The following is a 21,798-nucleotide window of genomic DNA, read 5'->3' as shown; positions in this document are numbered from 1 at the left end:
TTAAGTAGATCTATTTTACATTTTAAGTATTACAAGAGCAATTACTTATATCTCTCTTTGCTAAAAACATTAAGCTGTCCTTGCCAATGGACGGCAATGCTCATTAGCTGATGCTTGCTTCACTGTGCTACTTGGATCTTCTTGCTGTCTACACGTTTTTACTGCATCAGCAAGGCTTAGGTAAGCATCACCAACTTTAATCTTTACATCTTTATTTTTTTCTAAATCCGCATCAGTTGGTCTATCACTTATTATTCTAATACTATCATCACTGTTAGCACCTAATGTAATGCTACATTCCTTTCCGTCTACATACCAGTTAAACTTTATTCCATATTGAACTGTGGTACCTATATGATAATATCTAATCCCCTCATGTATTTTACCACTGATAAATTCTTTTTGATCTCCACTTGAAAGAAGAAAACCGGCAATATTGTTTTCTTTACAAAAATCACTATTTAAAAATTCGCTTACTTTAATATCTGTGCTTTTATTGTCTTCTTTTAGCTTAATTATTGTATAAAGAAGATCTGAATTACTATCCCTTTTGATTGACATCGCATCAATAGTGCCGTTTTCTATATACTTGCTAAACTCTGCTTTAGCTTTCTCTTCTAACTCTTTTTTCCTTGCTGCACTTTGTTCTTGTTGTTGCATGTTTTCTAGCACTTCTTTCATTTTTTTTTGGAGTGATTCGATATCCTGGATTAACCCGGATTCATCAAAGTCGAAGATCACGAATGCTTGGCCCAATCTTGTCTTCAATTCTTTAATTATGTTTACTATCTTTAAGATAGACTCTAAGTTTTGATAATGTACAATAATTTTTTGAGCATTTAGGCTACCCTTATTGCCATTCCAGTCAGAACTAATGTTATCAAATATTGAATTAAGTCCTTTATAAATGGTTATCAATTCATTTGATTCCTCTTCGCCTATTCCATTACTTTTAATACTGCTAATACAATTATTGAATAACTCTATCTCTTTAGAATCTGCAAATAATACACCATACAATTTTTTATGTGCTACTGCATCTTGTATCTTTTGTTTTAGTTTCTTTAATTCTTCTAATTCATCACTATTCATACATTTTACCTCATAAAACTATTCAATATTATATACATAAACATTAGGGAATGTTAGCACTTTCTATATGCTTGCGCACTTCCTATTATTCCTTTAACATAGCTGACACTTTTTTTGAATGAGAAATCACTTTATTAATCATATAATTTTCATGATTGTTATCTATTTTAGGCAGCTCATACAGATAATTCACCATTATTCCGGCTGACTGACTAATGCCTTTTTCAGAAGTATCAGCCATCCAGTTGATTTGTTTGATTGATGCACCATTGCTTAAATGAAAGTGTGCTACTGGATCATAAGCACCTCCACCACTGCTTTTAACCTTTAGCAAATAATGTGCACAAAGTTTCAGTAGGGGCTGTTTTTCGCATTCAATGTTAGTTTTTATGCTTTCTAAAATTTCTGTACCTGATTGTTTTATATTAAGCTTACCTAATAAAGCTACGTCTTGATTTTTTAGCCATTTTGTAAATCCAGGAACTGGAGAAAGAGTTGCATACACTTTTACGCTTTTAAATTCTTGCGATAGTTTTTCTACGACTCTCTTTATTAAAAAGTTACCGAGGCTAATTCCAGATAAACCAGTTTGAGTGTTTGATATTGAATAGAATATAGCAGTACTTGCACTGCTTGGGTCACTTGAGGGCACTGACTCATCCAAAAGGTGTTGAATACTATCTGAAATCTCATTCATCAATGCAACCTCTACAAAAATTAGAGGTTCGTTTGGTATTTTGTAATGAAAGAAAGCAAAACAGAGACGATCAGAATCTAGTCTGTTTTTTAAGTCACCCCAAGAGGAAATTTTATGTACAGCTTCATATTTTATAAGTTTTTCCAACAATGATGCAGGTGAATCCCAGGTGATTTGATGAAGATCAAGTAGATCAACATCAACCAAAGTACAGAGTATATTTTTTAATTCATTTTCTAGTGGGTTTAGATTTTCATATTGGTTCTTTAGCTTAAGCACATCAGAACGCATATCAACAATAAACTTAAGACCTTCTGGTAAGGAGATAAACTGCTTCAATATTTTAGAGCGTGGTGATTCAAGGACTTTTATTAAGTCTTGTTCAAACTTATAGCTCGACTCAGAATCTTGATTTTTCTTATATACTTTTATTTCTTCATCTATTTTCGTTTTATCCGGATTGAACTTTTCTGCCAGGGTTTGTAAAAATTTTATTTGACCTGCCTCTGATAAACTCAAGTACAAATTACCAAGAGATACGGTGTTCTTACGTGCTGAGACTTCACCCCCCTTTGGGTTTAAGCATTCGTTCATCTTCAAGACTAAACTATCGACATCGCGACTACTACTTAAATCAGGGTTAATATTGCCAACCCATGATCTTACAGCGTTTGCTACTTCACCTAGTATCTTAAAAAAGCTCTTTGGTGCTTTCTGATCTTCAACTTTCACTATATCAGTTTTTGCTAATGATTCTTTTGTCATATTTCCTTTTATCGTGTATCTATCTTAATTTAAAGAAAAATCTTAGTCTACAAAGAAGGCATATACTTTCATGGTACAACTATTTTATAATCTATTTAAAATTTTCGTAAAGAGAGTTAGATTTTTAATTTTATTATTCTTCTTATAAAAGTACTTTTATTATAAAAATGACCTTTTTTCTCTTCCTTTTTCGGATAAGGCTGATTTTTTAATTACCTAGGCGAAGTTACTTAATTTTTACACATCTATTGTAAAGTACAAAATCTGACTTTGGAATGAAAATGCTAGCTGATGCTTGGACTTTATTGATACTTACGCTACTTGAAACTATACTTGGTATAGACAATTTAATCTTTATTTCTCTAGCAATAGATAAGGTGCCAAATCTGCTGAGAGAAAGAGCACGTCTTATAGGTTTTGGCTTGGCGCTATTGATGCGTTTTGTAATACTATTTTTTACATCACATATATTATCAATGCAAAAGCCTATATTTCACTCTGTATCACTAGATATTTCAGTAAAAGATTTGCTTATGATTGCAGGAGGGTTATTTCTTATTGTTAAAAGTTCTATGGAGTTATGGAGCGAAATTTTTGTACATAAGGAGAACAAAACAAAGGCAAACGTTAAATCACAATTTTTTTTAGTTGTGCTACAAATTATATTAATAGATTTAGTTTTTTCTGTTGATTCAATATTAACTGCTATAGCATTAACTCATAATATGATAATCATTGCTATAGCATTTACATTTTCCATATTAGCAATGCTATTTTCATCAAGTTATACTGCTCAGTTAATAAAATCCAGCCCAAGCTTAAAAGTAATTGCCATTCTATTTATTTTACTCATCGGTATATATTTAATACTTGAAGGACTTCACATAGAGCTACCAAAAGCATATTTGTATTCTTCATTTATGTTTGCACTGCTTGTGGAAGCTATAAGCAAAATAAAGACAATGCGGCCTTGAAATTATTTTCCACAAAGCAAAAGTCTAATTTTTATTCCGGTGTGTGACGAATATCTGTACGAACATTTCGATGTCATCCGAGTAGCTGACACTGGTTCTTTTTTTCTGGATTCCAGCGTTACGCGCTGGAATGACATTAAATAGTTTTCCTTAAAATTTGAGTTATGCAAGCAGCCTCTTTGGTGTGATTCGAGTAGCTGAAACTGGAATGAAATTATTGCTACTCCCACTCAATAGTTGCTGGTGGCTTGGAAGTTAAATCATACACAACTCGATTTACTCTGGAAACTTTGTTAACAATTATACTACTGATGTCTTGCAAAAACCTCCAAAATACTAACGAATGTTGATCTTTATTTTCAAATGGAAATGCATCAGCTGTCATGCCATCAGATGAAGTCACAGCCCTTAAAGCGCAAACATATCCGTATGTACGATTATCTCCCATAACTCCCACAGTTTTTACTGGTAACAGTACAGCAAAAGCCTGCCATATTTTATCATACAGATCATAATTTTTCATTGTGTTGATATATATTTCATCTACTTCTTGCAATATTCGTACCTTTTCTTCATCAACCTCACATATGATCCTCACTGCAAGTCCAGGCCCAGGAAATGGATGTTGAAATATTATCTCATCTGAAAGCCCAATTTCTTTGCCAAGCAGCCTTACTTCATCTTTAAAGAGATAGCGTAAAGGTTCTACTAATTTCAGATTCATTTTTTCTGGCAACCCACCAACATTGTGATGAGATTTAATTGTACTAGTGTTTCCTGAAGCGTGCCCTGATTCAACTACATCAGAGTAAATGGTGCCTTGCATTAAAAAATCCACATCACCTATTTTTTTTGCCTCTTCTTCAAATACTTCGATAAAAGTATTGCCGATAATTTTTCGCTTTTCTTCCGGATCAGTTATTCCCTTTAACCTACTTAAAAACAAGTTTGATTTATCAACGTAATTTATTGGAATTTCTTTTAACATAGCAGTGGTCTGGCTCTTACGCAATAACCCAGTATCGATAAAAATACAGTTTAATTGTTTTCCTATAGCTTTGTGTGTAAGAACTGCTGCAACACTTGAATCAACCCCCCCACTTACTGCAGCAATTACTTTTTTCTCCCCTACTAAGTTTTGAATTTTTTCCTTCTGTTTTTCAATGAATGACTTCATTGTCCAATCTCTCTCACAATTTGCAATATCTAAGAAATTAGAGAGAAGTTTACTACCATTTGTCGTAGGCTTAACTTCAGGATGGAACTGAGTGCAGTAAATCTTCCGCTGTTCGTTGGCAATTATTGCGATTGTTTGATTTATTATACCTGAGGCAATAGCAGTAAATCCTTGCGGTATAGTTTCGACACTGTCTGCATGGTTCATTAGCACATCGACTTCGGAATTAACGTCCCAAGTATCCTTTATAATTGGGGATTCTTTTAGTATCTTGATTTTAGTTTTGCCAAATTCCTGATTGAATTCTTTTCTTACCTTTGCCCCGAAATAATGACAAATGAGTTGCTGTCCATAACATATTCCAAGTATAGGAGTGTTTATTGTTTCGTTAAGTTTTATAATTTTATGTGCTACTTCACTTACTTCAGAGCAATTGTCATTTACAGATTGCGGTCCTCCAGAAAAAATAAATCCATTGAATTTTGATACTGTTTCGAAATCGATATTGCTTGGAAATATTTCACAGTAAACGCCCATTTCCCTGATTTGTCTTGCAATAAGCTGTGTAAACTGTGAACCAAAATCAATAACGGCAATTGCTGACAATGTGCTCCTCCATATTATTTAAAGCAATATTTGATAATAAAGAAAACAATAAAGTAAGTAAACTAAGACCTGTTTAAAAACTTTAATATATGACTAAAGTAACTTAAATTTACTGCAACAGATTTATGATTAAGCTGTCTTAATTATCATTCTGATACTCTCTTCTTATCATAATAGCAACCCCAACATCTTTCCTTAAGTTGATGCCATTGCCTGAACGGATACGTTTAATATATATATAAATTCCTATCTTTTATATCTAATAAACCAAGTGTTGGTACGATTGTTGCTTTCAGGAAGATGACGGTTTCTACTGTCTTAGCCAGTTTTTTTGACTTTTGATGCAATAAGTTTTGGTTATCTTTTCTATGCTCTATAAGCCCACCAATTACCATAACTTCGCCGCTCTTAATTTTTAACGTAGAGTGCATTTCTCTGGTTTCAATAATTGGAATGTCACTATTTAATTTCATTTTATTCTGTTGTGCGACATATTCTATATTTGGGTCTTTAGTGTAATTGTTAATTCTTGATAAGGTTGGGTGTATATCCATAAATATTTCGTTAGTATCAATGTTAATGCTTGGGTGGATTATTAACACCACACCTATTGGAGTGCTATTCATCTTGGTAATTAAGGCATGATTGGAGTTTCCGGTATCTTTCTGTATATCGGAAGTAAAATAGATATGGTTTTTAGTAAATGAAATCATTGCTTGCTGATTATTTATAGCATGTACTCTAGGGCTTGAAATTACGGTTGAAGTGCCAAACTTGTCTAAAGTTTTTACTAAATTTTCTAAATCAGAGTTCATTACCAGGCTAGTAATGGAACTATCTTGATTTGTTATAGATTTTGTTTTATTATGCAAATCATTTAAGTTGATACCAGAAAGGTATTTATCGTCTAATACAACTTCAACTATTTTGGCCTCGATCATTACTTGAGAAGACGCCAATTTCTTAACTTTATTAATATATTCTTCAACAGCTTTGTGAATATCTTTTCTAGCATTTAGAATAATGACACCAGCTTCTCTGTTGGATGAAAGAAATTCACCATCATCCACTCCATTAACATCCATTATTGCATTTAAGCCTTTTTCTAATGAACTCCATAAGTCACTGCTATATTGAGACTTTCTAACATTCCTGTCAGCATCGCTGCTTGTAACATTGCCACTAACGACAAAATTGCTTTGAGCAGAGTGTTGAATATTGATGAAGTCTACGTAATAATTTTGTGCATATGGCAAATCTTGTTCAATTCTAATTACACCATTATTCATTGAGTAACGCAATTTGGCGCTGTTGGCTATATTCTGAATTACTTCGTTTATGTTCTTATCTTTTAGTTTTAAAGTAATATTACCTGATATTTTTGGGTCTATGTCTAAGTTAATGTCAGAAAGTTTTCCTATCTCAATCAGTAAATCCTTTACTGGTACTTTTTCATCAACATTAATCGAAAGAAACTGATTACTGGTTGTAAGATCGGGAAACTCTACCGGTAAAGGTATCATTTCTGGTATTGCTGGTTCGTTATTCTTCAAAGGAGTATTATATTGTTGCAACGAATAATCGTGCTTATAATTGTCTATATTAACAGAATGTTGCTTGTTAGGTAGATGTGTACAAGAAATAATGAAAAGGAGTATTAAACATTTTAAAATAGCCATGAGGGCAACATACAAATCTATACTAATAGTTTTCTATAAAAATGTTAAAAATGTATTTAATTGTATCCGTTCAGGGGAGTGGTTTAAGAAATGATAGATAGGAGATTATGAAAAGGGTTTAGCCGCATGGAAGTGGGATGAAAAGAAGCACTGGTTTCACATGCGTCTGAACAGACACCATTTTACAGCATTTTAAATTTGTCCTGTGCAATGTTTGTACAGTTGCGATAAAAATTACTTGACAAATTTTGACAGCTTTGTTACTTTGATAGTGAAGATATTCTAGAGCTCGAAATCTATCTTCGTCTGCAGACTTTTCAACTTCATTAATTTATAATCTCTAGTTAAAGTATATTGTACTTATGTATAGATAACTTCTATCATAGCTATATACATTTTTCTGAGTTTTTTTGTATTACTTAGGAGGATCATCATGTTTAAAATCATGGATTACGCATATCATTGACATAAATGCCTTAAAAGGACAGATGGTACCTACGTCCTCTTTATATAGATTATGTATTTGTTCAGATACGACTAAATTGTGTCTAGTGTAGAAAAAATTAGACAAATTCAGCCTTATATAGAACCAAATTCAACGGAAGTAGAATTATCCTCATTTCCATAATAGTAAGGATTTGCTTCTTGCGTATTATTAACAGCAGTTTTTAATAGTACTTCCTTATCACTATTCCATGCAACTTTCTCCATAATTGGAATATAATCCTTACACTTTTGATTATCTCCACAATCCTTGATTTTACCATCATCATTTAGATAACGCTTCAATGCATCATAGTATACTTTAGTGTTATTACCCTCTTTATCTATCATTTGTCCTAAGGTATTAACAAGTATCAATGGTGCAACTTGTTTTGCTTTTACAACACTTGTTTCACTGGGCTCTCTAAAGAGATTAGGACATGCTCCTCTGGAAAAAAAGCTTTTGTTGAATTCTGGATTACTATGGTAAACGTTCGGGTAACAGAAACTCTTAATCTCTTCTTCTTGACACGCTAACTCTATTTGATCATCCACACATTTTTCACATTCTATATTACCAAGCCAGGATATTGAATTAAGATCCTCTGTAAAGGCAAATTTAAAATTTACTGCACCATAATTACCATTTGCTCCCTCTTCTATATATTTTGCAATCTTAGGATTACTGTACATCTCAGGATATAATTCCTTTAGTAAATCAGATGAACTAAAACCTTGACAACCTATCTTATTATCAACTTTATAAAAATGAGAATACGGCCCACAATTTTCATACTTGGAACAATCTGAGGTTACTTTTCGAGATGTAATTTCTCCATTTTCATTCTCTCCTTCATCGGTAACAGGTTCGCCCGTACCACTTCCTTTTTTACATTCTTCAGCTATTTTTTTATACCACTCAGTCTCTGCTTTTGCTCGCTTAACTTCCTCTTCACATTTCGTAAGCTTCTTTTCTACTAGTTCAAAATCCTCTTTTACTACGGAACTATTTGTAAATTCCTTCTCAGTCGTAGTTTCACCTTCAGTGATCTCATCTATATCCTCTTCACCATAAAAAAGTTTGTTGTTATATAAATAACTATTATTAATTTGGTCACTATAGGTGTTTTTTGACATCGGAACCTCCTCTACAGTCAAAATTGAAATTGTATTAAAATAAAAAAACTACAAATTTAATGTGAGTAAAAGAAACCACATTTCAAGAAACTTCATGGTAACTTAGGAGCTATTATAAGCTAAAGTAATTAAAAATTTAATAACTTGAATTATAAATATAGCATATCTATCAATAGAAATTTTCTTTCAATTTCTAACGTATCTTTGCTAATTTTGCATACAGTTCACCTTAGAACCTCAGTTATGGATTAGCCGATAAAGAAAGGCATAGAAATAGAAGGCTTTTTGGACTGCATGGAGTAGGAAATCAGAACAGAAAAAACATGAATTAGGAAATTTGTTGGCGATCTATGTCTTGTATGCTCAATCTCAAATTTGTTTTTCAAGGAATCAAAAACAGTCTCAATAATCGACCTTTTCCTTAATAAAATCTTCTCTTTAAGTGAAATTAGTGCGTTTTTCATACCTTTTTTTACTTTAGTGACTAACTTTAGGCCTCTATCGAAGAGTTTCTCAAAAAGCTCTTTCTTTATATAGCCCTTATCTCCAAACAAAAGTCCGGTCAGTCTTTTAGTGAGAGTTGGTAAAGGTTTTCTGTCATCAACGTTACCTTTGGTTAGGGTAAGTGCTTGAATTTCACCAATTTCGTTAATCACTAAGTGCAACTTGAAGCCAAAAAACCAACCATACGTACTCTTACTAATTTCTGCTAGATGATTAAAAACTTTATTCCTAGAGATCCTTTTTTTGTGGCAAACGGCAATCGTAGAGGTGTCGATGTAGGAAGTGCCGGTCATTTTCGCTTGTTCACAGAACCATTGCAAAAGTAATGCTAAATACCACAAAACTCGCGGCTTTAAGGCAATAAATCTGTGATATGAAGGCAGCTTTGAAAACTCTGATCTATAGAATAACTGAAGATAACAAAGATAAAAAGCCTTGAAGTTTTTACATGGTGATTTATGGTATAACAGGATTATGGTTAGAATTTCTGAGTGCGCTATTTCTGGTACTCTGGTTGGTTTTTTGCCGTTTGATAAGAACCTATTTGCAAAATTATCATCTACCGCACGACAAAAATCCTCGACGCAACAGTACAGTTCTGTAATATCTTTCTTCATGGGTAACCTCTTATTATTACTAAAATACTCGAGTTTACCCTGTTTCCCTCTTCTTAGTTATACTTTTATCTATTTTCTAATCCATAACTGAGGTTTAGAGAGTCATGATTCTTCTACTTTCATGTGATTAATCACTATAATCTTGAAGTGTGGTTTGTACGTAATTAGTTCTGGAACTTGCTAATGGATGATTGCTCTACATTTTAATCTCTGTCGCTGTTCACAACATTACACTCTGGAACTGCATACCTAATACCGCATACTGATTTCTCTCTTTATCTTCTGCAAATTAATTAAATGAAGGGCATTAAGTATCCACACTACTAAAAAAAGTGTGGTACAAAATATAAACATTGCAATGAGTGGCAGCAGTAAAGAACCTTCTATTGCTACTCCACCTTTTCTAAAAATACTTGCTGGCTGATGAAGAGTAGACCATAAATTCACAGAAAATTTTACTATGGGAATATTTATAGCACTAAAAATGGCAAATACTGCTGATGATTTCTCTGCTCTTGCTTGATTATCAAAAGCGCTCCACAATGAAAGATAACCAACATACAGAAAAAACAAAATCAGCATTGAAGTAAGCCTTGCATCCCATACCCACCAAGTACCCCATGTTCCTTTTCCCCAGACGCTACCTGTGATTAAGCATATTGCCGAAAAGACTGTCCCTGCAGGAGCAGCAGCATGTGCCAAAACACTAGCAACGCTATTGTTCCACACCAATGAAATGAAACTGAGTGATGCAATGAGTCCGTATATTCCAAGAGCAAGCCATGCAGAAGGCACATGAAGATACATAATTCGTACGATTTCTCCTTGTTTATAATCTCCTGGGGAGAAGAATAATGCTAAGAACATTCCAATTAAAAAACATGCGAAACAAATAACCCCAAGCCAAGGTAGAGCTTTTTTAGTAAAAGAAGTGAAATTTGTAGGCTTTAATAAAAACATTTGTTTTGAGAATAATTGTGTTAAGAATTTATCAATTAGTTTGAGTTTTATCAACAAGATAGTTTTTCTATATTTACGTAGTATAATAAATTAGCACAATTTCAGTAGCAGATTTCTTGCTATTATTTTTAGTATAACGTTGATGACCCTTAAAAAGCTTAACCTACACTTAGTGTCAGATTCAAGTGGTGAAACTGTTATATCAGTTGCAAAATCAGCCCTGAAACATTTTCGTTCTGTAGAAACTATCGAATATGTTTGGTCTTTTGTAAAAGGAGAAGAGCAGATCGATAAAATTCTGGAGGAAATTGAGAGAAAAAGTGATGAGCATAACTTTGTTATATGCACTATTACTGATGATGGGCTCAGAAAATATCTAAAAGATAATTGTATCAAGTTAAAAATTCCATATCGAGCAATATTATCACATATTATTAGAGAAATCTCATCCTATCTTGAAATTGAAAAGGATGAAAAACTTGACCTGTATACTGAAATAAATAACGAGTATTTTCAGCGTATTGAGGCAATAAACTATACCATCAATCACGATGATGGACAAAATATTCAAGATATTGATAAAGCCGATATAATTTTGGTTGGAGTTTCACGCACATCAAAATCTCCCACTAGTATGTATTTAGCTTACCGAGGCTATAAAGTTGCAAATGTTCCTTTTGTTAGCGAGATACCCTTTTACGTCGACTTAGCAAAATTAAGAAATAAACTGACTATAGGAGTAACAATAGACGTAAGAAGGCTAATAGAAATACGCAAAAATAGACTGACTTCAATTAATAATGAAGGTAATAATATATATGCTGACCCTAGAAAAGTAGAAGAGGAAATTAAAGAAGCAGAGGAGTTCTTTAAGCAAAATAACTGGCCAATTATTGATGTTACGCAAAGGTCGATCGAAGAAGTATCAGCAACAATTATACAATATTTTAATAAAATTTAATCAATTGACTAACTCGCTGTAAGTGATAATAATGTAAGGTAATTCTATTCTTACTGTAGATATGAAAGTTAAAGGATCGCTAAAATCTCATCGTAACAGAGATAAAAATTGTAAAGTTGTGAAAAGGGGTGGTAAGGTTTATATTATAAATAAGGTAAAGCCAAGATGTAAAGCGCGTCAAGGTTCTTAGCTTTTTGTTTTCCTTTTTATGTCATATGTTTTTCATATGGAAGCATGGTTAGAAAGAAACAAAAACTGTTGCATAGCACTGCCCATTTCTTCTCTTACATTATATTTTGGTATTAACATGATTACAGGCAGACGTGGCTTGTTAACATTAATTAACTTAAAAAAAAGAAATTAATTACGTGCGTCAACAAGTCCATGAATTTTAGTTCCACCCTAAGCCCTCTTGAGCTTGAGAATTTTTTCTATATATAGGCTGAGCATGAATGACATCTGATCATCAATTATGCAAATCTTGTTGTGCATACTTAAGTCATTTTGCCAAAATTCCCTTTTTGCATCACCTTTTAAACCTCTTGTGTATACTTCTGTAATTGTGGTAAATTTTTGATCATTGGCAGCCACTTCTCCACACTGCTTCCATACATATTCTCAACTTCTTCTCGCTTTTACTGTGTATTCCTTTTGTGCTCTTTAAAACGGTACCTTCTATATATATATTTATTGTCATTAGGCTAATTTACCGCTTTTTTTCCATTTTTATACTTCCTGCCCTTGATTAATTTGACCTGCTAACATTTTGTTTACAGGGCCTGCTATTAACTCTGCACAATTTATTCTTATGGTAAAAACTTCTTCTTCACTCTTATTTTTCCTTAACTTGACGCATATGGTTTGTTAAATACTCCCGTCTGTCAAGGAATTTCTACTCATGAAGGTTATGGCTTGGAAGATTACTGAAATTTTGAAAAATGTAGTCTACTTCTATATTCAAATATATCAAGCAGTAATTCAAAATTAGCTATTGTACCTTTTGCACTATTATATGCAAGGTTGAGCAATTCTCTGTCCTCATATAAATCAGCAAATTTAAACTCCATGCACCCTGATTGTTTTGTGCCTAGAATATCTCCGCTACCCCTCAGCATCATATCCTTTTCAGCAATATAAAATCCATCTTGTGACTCACACATAATCTTTAACTTTGAATACGAACTTTTACTGAGATTGTCATATAACAGTACACAAAAAGACGGTTTATTTCCTCGTCCTACTCTACCTCTTAACTGATGTAATTGCGATAACCCAAACTGTTCTGCATTCTCTATAATCATAATAGTTGCATCTGGTACATCTATGCCAACTTCTATCACAGTGGTTGCAACAAGCAGAGAAAATTCATTTCTCTTGAAGGAAAACATCACTTGATCTTTCTGCTCTTGAGTTAGTTTTCCGTGTATTATTCCAACTCTATCAAAAAATGTCTTTTGTAGTTCCTGAAAGCGCATTTCTGCTGCGGCAATATTGAGTTCTTCGTTTTCTTCTATGTATGGACAAATCCAATATGCTTTTTCGCCTCTATTTATAGCATCTTTCAGTCTTTGAATAATATCTGACACTTTTTTAACGTTCATAATAACGGTTTTTATTGGCAATCTAGATTTTGGTTTTTCCCTTAAAATAGAACATTCAACATCACCATACATAGCTTGCTGCAAGGTTCTTGGAATGGGAGTTGCAGTAACAAAAAGTATATCGGTATTTTCTCCTTTTCCTACCAACCGATTCCTCTGTATCACTCCAAATCGCTGTTGTTCGTCTATGACTGCGAGTCCTAAATTTTTAAATGTAACGTTGGCTTGAAATAATGCATGAGTACCAATTACTATATTTAAAATACCACTTGCAAGTTCGTTCATAATAATCTTTCTTTCCTTGCGCGCAGTTTTACCGGTAAGCAAAGCAACTTTTATATCAGTACAAGATAGAGCTTCTTCGATCCAATTATAATGTTGCTCAGCCAAGATAGTAGTTGGTGCCATTAGAGCTGCTTGCATGTTATTTTCTACCACATTCAGCATCGCAAAGAGTGCAACTACAGTTTTGCCACTCCCAACGTCACCTTGCAGCAGACTTACCATGCGGTATCTGGATTTTTGTCTTTCTGAGATTTCATCTATCGCTCGAATTTGATCATTTGTTAATTGGAACGGTAATTCATTTAAGACCTGCTCTTTGTATTTACTCAATATTATAAATTCTTTTCCCTCTTTTTTTACATGATTTTCCCTTGCAAGCTTTAGTGCCAACTGGTACGCAAATAGCTCATCATAAGCAAGTCTTTCTCTGCAAACTTCTGCTTCTGCGAGTGAGCTCGGTCTGTGCAATCTTATGATGCTTTCTTTCCAATTCAGCCATTTCTTTTGCTTGATTAATGTTTCATCTATCCACTCTGGCAAATCAGGCAAATCTTTTAGATTAGAACTTATTATGTTTCTAATGCTCTTGTTAGTAATACCGCGACATAATTGGTAAATTGGCTCTATGCAGGCTATTTCTTTAAATTGATTGATATCAGATAACATATAATCTGGGTGAGTAATTTGCCAACGTTCGGCAAACTTTTCAAGTTTACCACTGATGACTATATCTGTTCCAACTGGAAATAATTTATACAAATATTTAACTGAGTAATTAAAAAAAACTATAAATAAATACTGACTTTCACTTTCAACGATTATTTTATATGGCCTACCTCTAACAGTGGGGCGCTGGTGCTCATACACTTTTGCCACAAAAGTTGTAAATTCTCCCACTTGAGCATCAGGTAGTGATTTACTTCTATCCACATAACTGAGCGGCCTATAAAACAGCAAGTCCATTACTCTGTCTCCACCGCAAAGTTTAGGCAATATTGCGGAATGAAACTTAGGTATATTCTCCAGCCTGCTATTTAGAAAAATCTGATTGCTCATTGAGATTCATACATGTGTAAAACTGTTATAGAGCCTTACTAAAATCCTGTCACCCCTATTATGACTGTCCATGTTAAGTATATTATTGACATATTAACTATTTTTATGTATTATTATACTATTAGTAGTTCAGATCAAAGTGTTAATAATGAGCAACTCTATACAGGAAAAAAAGGGAAATCCAGTAGTTACGCTAAAGGCTCAAGCGGAAAAGTTTGATTTTAGTGCGTTAAGAGCTAGTAAAGATAATACTGAGGCAAACTCTGGTTCTGCTATGTATAAAGATTTTCCAAGAATGAAATTTATTATTCAAAATAAAGTTATAACAAAAGAGCTTGTTGATGAATTATATAATAAGCATAAAGACCTGATTTCAAATGATAAAAATAATAAGTACCGCCAATTTGCAAAACAAGTTTTTACAGGGTTATTTGAATATGCTGAAGCAGAGGTTCCAAGTGATCCTATCTTAGAGGAACTGGTTACCAATTGTAATCAAGCAGGGTACGAAGGTGCTTTATTTACACAAACTTCTCTTGAGCTTGGTAATAAGCATGGCTTAACGCTACAAACTCCTGTAAAAGTAATAAATATTGACTGTACTGATATAAATCACATAACGGTTAAATCTCATATGGAGATACCTGTAGTTGAATTTGATAATCCTGAAAAAAAGTTAAGCGAATTGTCTAGTTCACTAAAGTTTACACTTGAATCTCAAGATGGAAAAGACGATGTAACATACAAAGATGGTAAATTGTCACTTACTGTACCCCGAGAATTGAAAAATTACAAAATCGATGGCAAAAGTTTATTTGATATCATTAAAGAATATTTCTATAAATTCTGCGAGAAATTAGGATTTAAGTTTGAAGTAGAAATAGAGCACAATTTAGGCGATTCAATCGAAGTGAATAGCCATCTGGAAAGTGTGCAGCCACCCACTCATAGCAATGAACACGAAAATACACCTGGAAACTAATAATTAAAATATTTCAAGCGCCGTTAGCTTATTTGCATAGTCAATGACTTCAGTTGTACTAGACGCAACTTAATCTGACAGAAAAACTAATATCAATCTCTATGTTTGATGCTACTAATATTTTTCTAAAAAGCAATATGCTTGCTATCAAGAAAAGTCTGCATAGCAATATTTACCTAAATGAGGCCTTGTCTCAATTCCTAAATATAGCTGTGATTTTCTGGTTTATCATAGCCCATATCAGTCAAAATGCGCGATAATAGCACCATCAAAGAAAGATATATTAAAAAGATTAGCGGCAGTAATTGCAGTTTTCTCTGTTTGCCATAGCAACTCTTGAGTAGGTATCAATAATAATGATAATCTATATATCTGCTATAAAACCTCGAGATCCGTAGAATAGGGCTGACTAAGGTTCTCATACATTCCTGTATGCTGAGAACATAAAAGCTCTTTTGATTCTATTCCTAAATCCTCAAGTATTTGCTCCTGTTCAGCTATAAGTTCTAATAGCCCTGTTCCACTTTCACTTACTTCACTTCGTTCAAGACACATAAGTTCTGTTAACTCTGCTATGTCTTCTCTAGAAAGCTGATTTTTTTCAGAAAAAGTTGCTTCACTCATATGGTCCTCTTTTTTATATAAAGAGTATCTTATACAAGAGAATAACTAAAATAATCTAAACTCTTGTGTCATATTTGTAGCTTGGTGTAGTTATATGGTACATTTCAGATAAGAGTACTGATTATCTAATTGTAGGAGAAGACCTAGTCAAAATATAAAAAAGCAGTGGAATTGGGGGTGGTAAATTCAGAAGTGTCTGAATAACTGTGTGAACTAAGTTCGGAGGAGAATAGTATCAAGAAAGGAGAAAATTATATGGTCTTACCTTTATTGATGTATTAATTGAGAAGAGTTCTTAAAAGTTAATGTTTTGTTAGTTGTTTTATACTAAAATAGGCATATATAAATAATTAGGAGAATGTTATGCGGTCTAATTCCAATTCACTTAATAAATACGGATATGTATCTGATGCAAATGGATTGTCTCACCAACAAATGGGAATGTATGATGATTTAGGGAGATATGAAGTTGCTGATGAAGATATGATGTACCAAAAAAACTATGGTATTATTGGTGATAGTTTAAAAAAAGTAACAAATCTGACTGGAGATACAGCAAAGAGTATAGCAGATTACCTTATTAAACCTGTTAGTGATCAGGTTGCAAAGCAAATCGTTGTTCCATTAGGAACGGAGATTATAAGTAAAATTGTCGTACCTATTACAAAGAAAGTTGCAGAACAAAATCAAGACATGATAAAAGAGCTAACAGATAAACTCATGGTTCGCGTGGAAGATTTTGCTCGGTTACAAATAGAAAAATTAAAAGAAGACGTAAAGCAAGAGATAACATCAATACCAGGTAAAGTTTTAGAGAAGATAAAACCTTCTTCATGGCTTCCATGGAAAGCAGAAAGTTTGGATGAAGCTTATTCTGACACTTATGTACCAAATGATATAGATGAATTTGCATGGTAGAGCTTCAAGGTTTAGCAAAATGTTTTTTGGTTTATATTCGCTTGAGGTTAACATCATTGGCCTTAAGCTTTTTTTAATGCTAAATGATCTTACTGTATATCTACAAATTCTTCCTGTGATTTTCAACTCTAGAGGTTATGCTTAAATTATAATATCTACCAAAAAAATAGTCATTTTGCTTGGATATTTGATATAATTTAGATCTATTAAAGCAAAAGCATGAATGAAGTAATAACATTTGGTTGTCGTCTAAATTTCTACGAGAGTGAGTTAATCAAAGAAGCATTAAAAAAAGCAAAGAGAGAAAATGTTGTTGTAGTGCATAGCTGTGCAGTGACAAACGAAGCAGAACGCCAAGTGAAGCAAAAAATACGTAAGATCTATAAAAACGACCCAAGTAAAGAAATTATCGTAGTTGGCTGTGCCGTTCAATTAGATCCTAAATCATATAGTGATATTCCTGGTGTAAGTAAAGTGCTAGGTAATCAAGACAAGCTAAGAGCTGAAAATTATCTACTAAATAATGATGAAATCTTAGTCAGTGATAACCAAGTAGAACCTATTCTCATTAATGGATTTGAAGATAAATCAAGGGCATTTATTGAAATTCAAAATGGTTGTAATCATAGTTGTACATTTTGCTCAATTACTGAGGCAAGAGGAAATAATCGATCTGTGCCAGTAAACAATATTATAGAGCAAATTAAGATTTTTATAGAAAATGGGTATCAAGAAGTGGTGTTTACAGGTGTTGATATTACTGACTTTGGTACAGATTTGTTTGGTAAGCAATCACTTGGTTCGATGGTTAGGAGAGTTTTAAAGGATATACCACAGTTAAAGAGACTAAGACTTTCCTCTATTGATGTTGCTGAAGTTGATGATGAACTAATGGATTTAATAGCTAATGAGTCAAGACTTATGCCTCACTTACACTTGAGTCTACAGTCTGGTAATAATTTAATACTAAAGAGAATGAAACGTCGTCACAATAGAGAACAAGTGATAGAATTTTGTCATAAAATGAAGAGCTTAAGACCTAATATAGCATTTGGCGCTGATATTATTGCTGGATTTCCAACAGAAACTGATGAAATGTTTCAGGATACAGTTGATTTACTGAAAAAAATAAATGTAGTTTATCTACATGCTTTTCCATATTCAGAGCGGAAAAACACACCTGCTGCACGGATGCCACAAATATCAGAGAATGTACGTAAAGAACGAGTAAAGCATCTAAGAGAAATAAATAAAGAAATGATGAGCAGTTTTTATCAATCTTTGCTCGGCACTGAGCAAAGCGTTTTGGTTGAGCAGAATAATATTGGTAGAACAGAAAATTTTGCATTAATAAAACTTACATCAAGAGTTCAAGCTAAAAGTATTGTGAAAGCTCATGTTAAAGGAATAGAAAATAATTGTTTAATTGGAAATATTATTTCTTAATTTTTGTACATTAAAGGAATATATGATATAGTAGTTATACTATAAGTGATAATTCATTTATGATAATTAGAATATCTATTGCTTTATTTTTCATCTTCATTCCGTGTGTCTATTTTTTTATTACTTATATCAGTAACAATACACACATTGAGCAAGTGCAGCCCTTAAAATTAGAAACGGACAATAATGAAAGTGTGATACATTCTGAAGAAGTTACTGAAAAAGAAGTGCCAATAAAATGTCAAGAACTTGAAAGTAGTTCACCTTCTGTTTTCCAAGTAGCTAATCAGAAAAATATGTGGCCAAGTATTGCAGATCAAGCTGAACCTACAAAGGAAAAATCAAAAAAACTTGATTTCTATGTTAGTGCTAACGGTGGTAAGATATATTCTGATAACTCAGAAGTATTTGTGGAGGGTATACGTGAAATAGGAAAAAGAATTCTTGCTTTAGCTGAGGGCCGTTATGGTAGTTTTCTTTTAGACCTATTCTTAGGAGATGAAATTAAAAACATAAAAAAATTTAACGGTAAAATTGATTTTCAGTGGCTTAGCAGCATATCTGTAGGTTACTATGCTGGAGAAAATGGCCGAGTTGATTTTGAGACCATGTATTCTAAAGTCAATATTGAAGATAGTAACTCTCCTCCGGTATTTGATAAATCAGCAAGTGTATCTGCATTCTTATTAAATTTTTACTATAACCCTAATGTTCAAAATACTCAATTTGCTCCGTATATTGGTCTTGGTATAGGATCAACAGTTTTTAGATTAAAAAGGATTGATAAATCATCTAAAAATTTAGTGCCACTGAATGTTCCTTGGTTTGCTTATCAAATAAAGCTTGGTGTTGACTACTCAATAATCCCAGAAGTTAAAACCTTTTTCGGCTATCGTTACTTTAGTATCCCAATACCTATTGCAGATGATATATCCACTCATAATATTGAAGTTGGTTTGATGTTTAATTTTTAGTAATAATATCTTTTCAATTCTAATATCCTGATTTCCATTCAGAAATTTGATAAATCTATCCATATCTTTAATCTTATGGCCATATCCTTTGTGATAGCCTGAAGATGGTTTCTGTTTCTTTTTTCCTTTTCTTCCACAAATATATTGGTTTTATGCTCACTAAATTGGTGAGCATGTTACAACGTTTTTGACGACGAAAAGACTGGATAGCTACTTTCATGACAACCATTTAGTTGTCTTTTCTCGTCTATCTTATTTTGTCACTCTGCTGAACAGATACTAAAGTACTAGCTTTTGTGGGTTGATGCACAATTCTATCAGAAGTTTTGTGACTATAATTGCAGAAAACATCGAGCATAAAACTCCTATCGATAAAGTGATAGAAAATCCTCTAATTGCTCCGCTACCAATAATGAACATTATTCCTGAAGCAATTAGTGTAGTGAGGTTTGAATCAAGAATTGTTTTTATTGCGTTTTTAAATCCTTCTTCAATGGCACGAGCTGTTCTTTTTCCTGCTCTTATTTCTTCGCGGATGCGTTCAAATATTAAAACATTTGCATCAACTGACATGCCAACAGTTAGCGCAATTCCAGCAATTCCAGGGAGAGTAAGAGTTGCTTCAAGTAAGGTAAGAATGAGTAGTATAGAGATTACATTAAAAACGAGTGCAACAGACGCTAATAAGCCTAATTTGCCGTAAGTAATGATTATAGATAAACCAACGGCTATGATAGAGATTATTGCTGCAATTTCTCCTGCTTTTATTGACTCTTCTCCAAGGCTTGGACCAATGTTTTTTTCTTCAATTATTTTAAGTGGTGCAGGTAGTGCACCTGATTTTAAAAGTATTGCAAGTTCACTCGCTTGTTTTTCAGTGAAATTACCGCTAATTTCTCCCTCTCCATTTAGAATAGGTTCACGTATTGTTGGTACAGTTAAGACTGTGTTATCTAAAACAATTGCAAAAGGCTTTCCTACATTTTCTTTAGTAATTTTTGCAAATTTTTTACTTGCTATGCTGTCGAATTTGAAATGTACTGTTGGTTTACCTAAATTGCCAAATCTAACTGATGCGTTAACTAATGAATCACCGCCTATTTCAGTTTTGCGGAATATCGGGTAGGAATTACCCAAAGAATCCTTGAGCATAATCGTAGTGTCATGATCGATATCTTGCATTTTAGCTACATTGGTGTTTGCCAAATGGAAGGCCAGCTTGGCTGTTTTGCCAAGCAGAGATTTTATCTGCTGAGTGTCTTCTACTCCAGGAACTTGGACTAATATCTTATTTTGTCCTTGTTTTTGCACACTTACTTCCTTAGTACCAAGCTTATCTAAGCGTCTTTGAACATTAACTATTGACTCTGAAACTACTTCATTGATTAATGAATTCTTATAATGCGGTTTATATGAAATGAAAATTGCAGTATTTTTTCTACTCAATTCTAAATTTGGGTTTATTTTATGTATTAACGTTGAAACTTTTTTGTAATCATCAATATTATTTAAAGTTACAACCACTTGTTTATCGTTTTTTGCGCTAAATTCAATCTTTTGTGTTAACAGACCTTCTTTTATTTCATCGGTTAGCATGCTTAGTTTCTCTTTGAAGTAAAAATCTAAGTCTACATTTAGAAGCAGAGATGATCCACCTTTCAGGTCAAGCCCTAAATTTATTCTCTTTTTTGAGGTAAAGAACTTATTATCAATAAAATTTGGCAGTATTATATATAAGGACAGCAAAAAAATTAGTAACACTGAAAGAGATTTAACTATTATCTTGTTTGGCATAAATTTAAACTATATTAGTGCATTGTAGACCGAATAGTTGCTAATCACAAGCACCTAAAAGATTAGGACCGCCTAAAGCCCTGATCTATAATTGATGGTCTGCGTTTGTTTTTCTAAAATATCATTATAAATCCATGAATGAGGTTCAGAGGTAGCTTTAAGATTCTCTATTTGTTTATTTTTTCTAATGCTATCAATCGGAAGGTAAATGCATAAACCAAGTATTGAGAAAGTAACTATGGTAGCTGGTATGTGAATAGCAAGAAATTCACTATAACTTGGATCTTTCCAACCGAGAGGACTAGATAGAGAAGGATGAGAGGAAAATCTGGGAATTGCTACTACTGCACTTAATGCTGTTAGAATAATAGCGACAGTAGTACATACAAGAGGTAAAATATTCTTTTTATTAAATCTGCCATTAGAATCTTTTAAAATATCAAACATACATACTCCTAGATTACTA

General features: G+C 33.0%; 18 protein-coding genes. 7 read left to right on the top strand and 11 right to left on the bottom strand.

Translation table 11 applies throughout. The annotated features are described in order from the left end of the window. Positions 1-69: 69 nt before the first annotated feature. Complete coding sequence (locus WP_RS02410; RefSeq protein WP_007301935.1) at positions 70-1,092, bottom strand: hypothetical protein; 1,023 nt, start codon at positions 1,090-1,092, stop codon at positions 70-72. A gap of 85 nt (positions 1,093-1,177) precedes the next feature. Further along, complete coding sequence (locus WP_RS02405; protein WP_007301934.1) at positions 1,178-2,554, bottom strand: malonyl-CoA decarboxylase; 1,377 nt, start codon at positions 2,552-2,554, stop codon at positions 1,178-1,180. Between the two features lie 281 nt (positions 2,555-2,835). Between WP_RS02405 and WP_RS02400 the strand changes: the two genes are divergently transcribed. Continuing rightward, positions 2,836-3,528, top strand: a complete 693-nt coding sequence (locus WP_RS02400; RefSeq protein WP_012481844.1) for a TerC family protein — start codon at positions 2,836-2,838, stop codon at positions 3,526-3,528. A gap of 220 nt (positions 3,529-3,748) precedes the next feature. On the opposite strand, the gene guaA is transcribed toward WP_RS02400, so the two are convergent. The 5 genes from guaA to ccmC form a co-directional block, all read right to left on the bottom strand. Then, complete coding sequence (gene guaA, locus WP_RS02395; RefSeq protein ID WP_007301932.1) at positions 3,749-5,311, bottom strand: glutamine-hydrolyzing GMP synthase; 1,563 nt, start codon at positions 5,309-5,311, stop codon at positions 3,749-3,751. A gap of 227 nt (positions 5,312-5,538) precedes the next feature. Then, complete coding sequence (locus WP_RS02390; RefSeq protein ID WP_012481843.1) at positions 5,539-7,005, bottom strand: type II secretion system protein GspD; 1,467 nt, start codon at positions 7,003-7,005, stop codon at positions 5,539-5,541. Between the two features lie 564 nt (positions 7,006-7,569). Next, complete coding sequence (locus WP_RS02385; protein ID WP_007301930.1) at positions 7,570-8,610, bottom strand: hypothetical protein; 1,041 nt, start codon at positions 8,608-8,610, stop codon at positions 7,570-7,572. A gap of 248 nt (positions 8,611-8,858) precedes the next feature. Next, positions 8,859-9,731, bottom strand: coding sequence for an IS982-like element ISWpi16 family transposase (locus tag WP_RS02380; protein ID WP_007301954.1), 873 nt, complete (start codon positions 9,729-9,731; stop codon positions 8,859-8,861). 249 nt (positions 9,732-9,980) lie between these two features. Further along, positions 9,981-10,691 (bottom strand): heme ABC transporter permease CcmC, encoded by a 711-nt coding sequence (gene ccmC, locus WP_RS02375; protein ID WP_007301928.1) that lies wholly within the window; start codon positions 10,689-10,691, stop codon positions 9,981-9,983. 142 nt (positions 10,692-10,833) lie between these two features. Here ccmC and WP_RS02370 point away from each other — a divergent pair, with 142 nt between their 5' ends. Continuing rightward, on the top strand, positions 10,834-11,652 hold the full coding sequence (locus tag WP_RS02370; RefSeq protein ID WP_007301927.1) for a pyruvate, water dikinase regulatory protein: 819 nt from the start codon (positions 10,834-10,836) through the stop codon (positions 11,650-11,652). A 61-nt stretch (positions 11,653-11,713) separates the two neighbouring features. After that, positions 11,714-11,842 (top strand): type B 50S ribosomal protein L36, encoded by a 129-nt coding sequence (ykgO, locus tag WP_RS02365; RefSeq protein ID WP_006015378.1) that lies wholly within the window; start codon positions 11,714-11,716, stop codon positions 11,840-11,842. A gap of 730 nt (positions 11,843-12,572) precedes the next feature. On the opposite strand, the gene recG is transcribed toward ykgO, so the two are convergent. Then, entirely contained in the window at positions 12,573-14,594 is a 2,022-nt protein-coding gene (gene recG / locus WP_RS02355) for an ATP-dependent DNA helicase RecG (RefSeq protein WP_007301925.1), read from the bottom strand. A gap of 148 nt (positions 14,595-14,742) precedes the next feature. On the opposite strand from recG, the gene WP_RS02350 reads away from it, so the two are divergent. Next, positions 14,743-15,576 (top strand): hypothetical protein, encoded by an 834-nt coding sequence (locus WP_RS02350; protein ID WP_007301924.1) that lies wholly within the window; start codon positions 14,743-14,745, stop codon positions 15,574-15,576. Between the two features lie 375 nt (positions 15,577-15,951). Here WP_RS02350 and WP_RS02345 read toward each other — a convergent pair whose 3' ends face one another. Next, the gene (locus WP_RS02345; protein ID WP_007301923.1) at positions 15,952-16,200 is read right to left on the bottom strand and encodes a hypothetical protein; all 249 of its coding nucleotides are present in this window, start codon (positions 16,198-16,200) and stop codon (positions 15,952-15,954) included. 363 nt (positions 16,201-16,563) lie between these two features. Between WP_RS02345 and WP_RS02340 the strand changes: the two genes are divergently transcribed. The 3 genes from WP_RS02340 to WP_RS02325 all read left to right on the top strand — a co-directional run bounded on the left by WP_RS02340 (position 16,564) and on the right by WP_RS02325 (position 19,538). Next, complete coding sequence (locus WP_RS02340) at positions 16,564-17,118, top strand: hypothetical protein (protein WP_007301922.1); 555 nt, start codon at positions 16,564-16,566, stop codon at positions 17,116-17,118. A 219-nt stretch (positions 17,119-17,337) separates the two neighbouring features. Then, the gene (gene mtaB, locus WP_RS02330) at positions 17,338-18,564 is read left to right on the top strand and encodes a tRNA (N(6)-L-threonylcarbamoyladenosine(37)-C(2))-methylthiotransferase MtaB (RefSeq protein WP_007301920.1); all 1,227 of its coding nucleotides are present in this window, start codon (positions 17,338-17,340) and stop codon (positions 18,562-18,564) included. Between the two features lie 59 nt (positions 18,565-18,623). Then, on the top strand, positions 18,624-19,538 hold the full coding sequence (locus tag WP_RS02325) for an outer membrane protein (protein ID WP_007301919.1): 915 nt from the start codon (positions 18,624-18,626) through the stop codon (positions 19,536-19,538). A gap of 279 nt (positions 19,539-19,817) precedes the next feature. Here WP_RS02325 and secD read toward each other — a convergent pair whose 3' ends face one another. Both secD and WP_RS02315 read right to left on the bottom strand, forming a co-directional pair. Beyond that, complete coding sequence (gene secD, locus WP_RS02320; protein WP_012481842.1) at positions 19,818-21,332, bottom strand: protein translocase subunit SecD; 1,515 nt, start codon at positions 21,330-21,332, stop codon at positions 19,818-19,820. A 72-nt stretch (positions 21,333-21,404) separates the two neighbouring features. Beyond that, complete coding sequence (locus WP_RS02315; protein ID WP_007301917.1) at positions 21,405-21,779, bottom strand: hypothetical protein; 375 nt, start codon at positions 21,777-21,779, stop codon at positions 21,405-21,407. Positions 21,780-21,798 lie beyond the last annotated feature (19 nt).

The organism is Wolbachia endosymbiont of Culex quinquefasciatus Pel, from assembly GCF_000073005.1.
Taxonomy (GTDB): Bacteria; Pseudomonadota; Alphaproteobacteria; order Rickettsiales; family Anaplasmataceae; genus Wolbachia.
This window is presented reverse-complemented; position numbering and strand designations above follow the sequence as displayed.

Bases quoted from the DNA above. Each gene is read 5' to 3' on its own strand.
- WP_RS02370 (WP_007301927.1), top strand. From the start codon at position 10,834: ATGACCCTTAAAAAGCTTAACCTACACTTAGTGTCAGATTCAAGTGGT.
- ccmC (WP_007301928.1), bottom strand. From the start codon at position 10,691: ATGTTTTTATTAAAGCCTACAAATTTCACTTCTTTTACTAAAAAAGCT.
- WP_RS02405 (WP_007301934.1), bottom strand. From the start codon at position 2,554: ATGACAAAAGAATCATTAGCAAAAACTGATATAGTGAAAGTTGAAGAT.
- WP_RS02400 (WP_012481844.1), top strand. From the start codon at position 2,836: ATGCTAGCTGATGCTTGGACTTTATTGATACTTACGCTACTTGAAACT.
- WP_RS02350 (WP_007301924.1), top strand. From the start codon at position 14,743: ATGAGCAACTCTATACAGGAAAAAAAGGGAAATCCAGTAGTTACGCTA.
- WP_RS02325 (WP_007301919.1), top strand. From the start codon at position 18,624: ATGATAATTAGAATATCTATTGCTTTATTTTTCATCTTCATTCCGTGT.
- WP_RS02410 (WP_007301935.1), bottom strand. From the start codon at position 1,092: ATGAATAGTGATGAATTAGAAGAATTAAAGAAACTAAAACAAAAGATA.
- WP_RS02385 (WP_007301930.1), bottom strand. From the start codon at position 8,610: ATGTCAAAAAACACCTATAGTGACCAAATTAATAATAGTTATTTATAT.
- mtaB (WP_007301920.1), top strand. From the start codon at position 17,338: ATGAATGAAGTAATAACATTTGGTTGTCGTCTAAATTTCTACGAGAGT.
- WP_RS02345 (WP_007301923.1), bottom strand. From the start codon at position 16,200: ATGAGTGAAGCAACTTTTTCTGAAAAAAATCAGCTTTCTAGAGAAGAC.
- WP_RS02340 (WP_007301922.1), top strand. From the start codon at position 16,564: ATGCGGTCTAATTCCAATTCACTTAATAAATACGGATATGTATCTGAT.
- secD (WP_012481842.1), bottom strand. From the start codon at position 21,332: ATGCCAAACAAGATAATAGTTAAATCTCTTTCAGTGTTACTAATTTTT.
- WP_RS02380 (WP_007301954.1), bottom strand. From the start codon at position 9,731: ATGAAGAAAGATATTACAGAACTGTACTGTTGCGTCGAGGATTTTTGT.
- ykgO (WP_006015378.1), top strand. From the start codon at position 11,714: ATGAAAGTTAAAGGATCGCTAAAATCTCATCGTAACAGAGATAAAAAT.
- recG (WP_007301925.1), bottom strand. From the start codon at position 14,594: ATGAGCAATCAGATTTTTCTAAATAGCAGGCTGGAGAATATACCTAAG.
- WP_RS02315 (WP_007301917.1), bottom strand. From the start codon at position 21,779: ATGTTTGATATTTTAAAAGATTCTAATGGCAGATTTAATAAAAAGAAT.